At 59.4% G+C, this 908-nt stretch carries 1 rRNA gene; it reads right to left on the bottom strand.

Annotated features, from left to right (window positions below):
- A 16S ribosomal RNA gene (locus tag ACK586_RS25445) occupies positions 1-825 on the bottom strand; the annotation flags it as partial.
- Positions 826-908: the final 83 nt, after the last annotated feature.

Genomic DNA, 908 nt, shown 5'->3' on the forward strand with positions numbered 1-908 from the left:
ACCGTGGAATGGCCCCCACACCTAGCGCCCAACGTTTACGGCGTGGACTACCAGGGTATCTAATCCTGTTCGCTCCCCACGCTTTCGCTCCTCAGCGTCAGTTACTGCCCAGAGACCCGCCTTCGCCACCGGTGTTCCTCCTGATATCTGCGCATTTCACCGCTACACCAGGAATTCCAGTCTCCCCTGCAGTACTCAAGTCCGCCCGTATCGACTGCAGGCCTGAGGTTGAGCCTCAGGTTTTCACAGCCGACGCGACGAACCGCCTACGAGCTCTTTACGCCCAATAATTCCGGACAACGCTTGCACCCTACGTATTACCGCGGCTGCTGGCACGTAGTTGGCCGGTGCTTCTTCTGCAGGTACCGTCACCTCACGGCTTCGTCCCTGCTGAAAGAGGTTTACAACCCGAAGGCCGTCATCCCCCACGCGGCGTCGCTGCGTCAGGCTTTCGCCCATTGCGCAATATTCCCCACTGCTGCCTCCCGTAGGAGTCTGGGCCGTGTCTCAGTCCCAGTGTGGCCGGTCACCCTCTCAGGCCGGCTACCCGTCGTCGCCTTGGTAGGCCACTACCCCACCAACAAGCTGATAGGCCGCGGGCCCATCCCCAGCCGATAAATCTTTCCACCACCAGACCATGCGGTCAGCGGTCACATCCGGTATTAGCCCCAATTTCTTGGAGTTATCCCAGAGCCAGGGGCAGGTTGCCCACGTGTTACTCACCCGTTCGCCACTGATCCCCTCCGAAGAGGTTCACCGTTCGACTTGCATGTGTTAAGCACGCCGCCAGCGTTCGTCCTGAGCCAGGATCAAACTCTCCGTAGATGAATTCGATACATGGCCGAGAACCGCGAGCTGACACTCGCGACATCATCAACCAAAGGAATCCCAGCACCATCCCACCCACA

The organism is Trujillonella humicola (assembly GCF_046233715.1).
Lineage (GTDB): Bacteria > Actinomycetota > Actinomycetes > Mycobacteriales > Geodermatophilaceae > Trujillonella > Trujillonella humicola.